We start from the raw sequence: 3,059 nt of genomic DNA, 5'->3' as shown, positions 1-3,059 counted from the left end.
ACCACGGAGTGCCGCCAGTCATGAATGACACTCTGTTGCCGAGGTGCTTCACGTCCGTAACCTGCACCGCCAGCCCATCCTCAAGCTCAATCAGCCATCCGTTGCGAACCCTTCCAGCTTCCGTTTTCAGCCTGCGTCTGTGTTTGCGCATAGATCACCTGTACGAAGGAGGGAGTCGGTCGTTGATTAGCTCAGCTGCTCGCTGAGCCCGGAGAGGATTGCGGATAACTTTCCCGGTTGGAGTAACCCAGCCGCGCTCCTTTCGGCTGTATGGCAGGGCTATACGCCCGACCCGGATTGCGTCAGTTGGCTGTTTCATCGTTATCTCCACTGATCGCCGAACGAGAAGCCAATGGCTGCCAGTGATTCGTCCATCTTCTCAATGAACTCCGGCACCATCTCTTCAAAGTCGGCCATAAATTTCTCGTCGCGTTCGACGATGACGTGGTGTATGCCTTCGCGCTTCATGCGCGGGTCATAGTTAGCGAAATACCAGGCATCCTTACCGGTGACCCACATGCTGAATTGCACCTGAGCCATGTACTCTGATTTAATGGCATCGAAGCCACCGAGGCGGAACTTCATGAAGTCGCGAGATGTGAAAGGGCACTTCAATTCGAGCCCGCGTCCGTCACTGCAAAGCCCGTCAGGAGAACACGCCGTCCTTAGCGATTCGTCCCGGTAGATAATTGGCGCCTCCGTTACCTGCACGTCCGTTGTGAACTCAAACAGCGTCCTTGCTGATTCCTCGTGCGTCTTTCCCCATGTGAGCGCTTTTGCGTTTATCTCCGGCGCCTCACCTGTGCAGACTTCACCAAGAAGGGTGTAGAAATAGGCCAGCTTCATGTCGGTCCATTTCTTTCCGCTCCGTGGCTTTGCGATAACCTTTGATGCTTCCGATGCCGTTATCACTCCCAGCCTCAATCTCTGCCACTCATAGCTTCCCTGCTCAACAGACAGCACATCTATCCCTGTGCGCTGCTGTATGCATTCAGGGGGAATCATGCTGCCGCCTTAGCCTTCCTTGACAAGAAATCGAGAGCCTTGACCGCTTCCGCTTCGGTCAGGTCAGATGCCTGCTTGATTGGCCTGCGGAATATCTGTGAGCAAACCGGCAGGAGGTCTTCTTCCCACGTTTTATCCATGCTCAGCAGCAGGTCAGTAATGGTCTGGAGTGTTTGCTCCGTTGATGGCGTAACGTCCCGTTCCTGCCCGCGTTCCTGATTGAAATTGATGCCCTCGCCACCTTCTGTATTGACGTAGTCGATCGCGTTATCCAGGCGCTCGCGGCGCGGCCAGTATTTGGCGGCCTGCTTAACTACCGTCTTGAGAATCATCTGCTCTTCGTCAGTGACCCAAGGGCATTTCTTGCTGTTGTCGGTCAGATACTTCTTCCATGCCTCTGACCGGTCACGGATGGCGAAGATGTCTTCGGCGCGCATCGTGTGAGTCAGATAATCACCTTCATCCGTTTTAACCACAGTGTAAGCACCTACGATTTCCCCACGTTGCTCAATGGTGTCGAACTCATTAAATTCATGCGTCGGCGGGCGATCGATGCCTGTACGCATGAAGCGGTCATTTTTCCTGACGATTGCCGACTGACACCATTTAATCGCACCCGACTGCTGAGCAATATGCATCAGACCCATGTAGCTAATATCGAGGCAGATAGCGCCTTTTCGTGGAACCAGATAAGCGAGTTTCTGCGCCGGGTTCAGCGTGATACCTATGGCGGCAATGTTCATTACCGCGCTGCGAGTTGACGTGCTGTTTTGGGCTGCAATCTTTGCCAGATAATCGTTGTTAGCGAATATCTGCATTGCGAATTCTGACTCGCGCTTGAAGGTAATCGACGGATCAGCGCAAACCTGTTCAAACTCCACTTTAAGCGGGTTAACAATTTCAAAAACCTGATTAACCAGCTGCTGATTCATGATGCCTCCATAAAGCCGATTTGAATTAACTGGTCGTGTTCCTCCGCCTGAAGCCGGGAAAGACGGTCAACGAATGCCGCATATTCATCCTGGGCTTTATCGGTACGCAGGAACATACGAAGCTCAATGGGGATGTTTCCCATGTCGGCGAAGTCGGTCAGATCTTCCGGGTACTTATTCGTAAGGTCGGCCGCGATAACATCAATGCGGGATATACGCTGCGCTTCGGCTTGCTCAGCCATATCCAGACGGTCTTTGTAGCGCTCCTGAGACATATAAGCGTTCACTGAAAAGCCCTCCGCAGTAATTGCATAGCCATCGCCCATTTATCGGCGTTTCCGTACAGCTGAGCCTCTCTGCAAAGCTCCTGAGCGCGTTTGAAGAATTGGTTTTTCATGGGTTGCCTCGCTGATTGATGTTATCGATAAACCAGCGACCAATGCGGCGCAGGCGTTCCGTTAAGCGTGAAAGTTGAGACGTGTGATGCCCGAAGCTACCCATAGGGGCAGCCCCAGCAAATGCGTATTGCATGGGTAACTCCTGCTGAATTCGTTTGATTGGTGTAAAAGAAAGGGGCCATTGCGGCCCCTAAGGTGTCTTACTGTCTGGTTATTGAAGCTCTCTAAAGCGTTGGTGCGTAGCACCTCAAAGCCGTCTAAGCAGACAGCTTTACGGTGTCACTCAATCCCAGGCTTTACTCCATGCCTCTTCTGGGGTCAGTCCGGCGTCATAATCCTCTTGCCATTCATCTGGGAAGTTAGCCTTGCCGCCCTTCTTAGCTGCATGGTCACGCAGAAAATCCATCCACTCTTCAAACTCAAAGTTCTCGTTATTCATCCTCTTCTCCTGTCAGTGATTACTGTCCGCGTGCTGCAATCATTGCTTCTGCGATTTCGTATGCATAAATGGGGATTTCTCCTGATGGAACGCCACTTGCCAGCATTCCTTGCATAGCCTTAGCTGCGAAGTAATCGCGCAGCGTCATGCCTTCCTGCCCCTCAACCGTCTCACTACCTAATGGCAGTGGAAATGCCGGACCGCCTGTTTCTTTGCTCATAAACACCTCTCCATCACTTTCGCCAGCGCCATCAGCGCGACTATTGTTAAAACAATCACCAGACT

The 3,059-nt window shown here is 52.3% G+C and carries 6 protein-coding genes; all 6 read right to left on the bottom strand.

The features are described from left to right. Positions 1-154: 154 nt before the first annotated feature. Positions 155-319, bottom strand: a complete 165-nt coding sequence (locus tag P3C52_RS20885; protein ID WP_275556774.1) for a DUF1317 family protein — start codon at positions 317-319, stop codon at positions 155-157. A gap of 2 nt (positions 320-321) precedes the next feature. Further along, positions 322-1,002, bottom strand: coding sequence for a lambda exonuclease family protein (locus tag P3C52_RS20880; protein WP_275556775.1), 681 nt, complete (start codon positions 1,000-1,002; stop codon positions 322-324). Continuing rightward, positions 1,002-1,937 (bottom strand): RecT family recombinase, encoded by a 936-nt coding sequence (locus P3C52_RS20875; protein WP_275556773.1) that lies wholly within the window; start codon positions 1,935-1,937, stop codon positions 1,002-1,004. The genes P3C52_RS20880 and P3C52_RS20875 overlap by 1 nt, the downstream gene beginning before the upstream one ends. Beyond that, on the bottom strand, positions 1,934-2,263 hold the full coding sequence (locus tag P3C52_RS20870) for a hypothetical protein (protein ID WP_275556772.1): 330 nt from the start codon (positions 2,261-2,263) through the stop codon (positions 1,934-1,936). Before P3C52_RS20870 ends, P3C52_RS20875 begins: the two co-directional genes overlap by 4 nt. A gap of 355 nt (positions 2,264-2,618) precedes the next feature. After that, positions 2,619-2,774, bottom strand: a complete 156-nt coding sequence (locus P3C52_RS20865; RefSeq protein ID WP_275556771.1) for a hypothetical protein — start codon at positions 2,772-2,774, stop codon at positions 2,619-2,621. Positions 2,775-2,793: 19 nt separating this feature from the next. Beyond that, positions 2,794-3,059: hypothetical protein (locus tag P3C52_RS20860; protein ID WP_275556770.1), on the bottom strand; the 266-nt coding region annotated here is incomplete at its 5' end.

The organism is Mixta sp. Marseille-Q2659 (assembly GCF_940807255.1).
GTDB lineage: Bacteria > Pseudomonadota > Gammaproteobacteria > Enterobacterales > Enterobacteriaceae > Mixta.
This window is presented reverse-complemented; position numbering and strand designations above follow the sequence as displayed.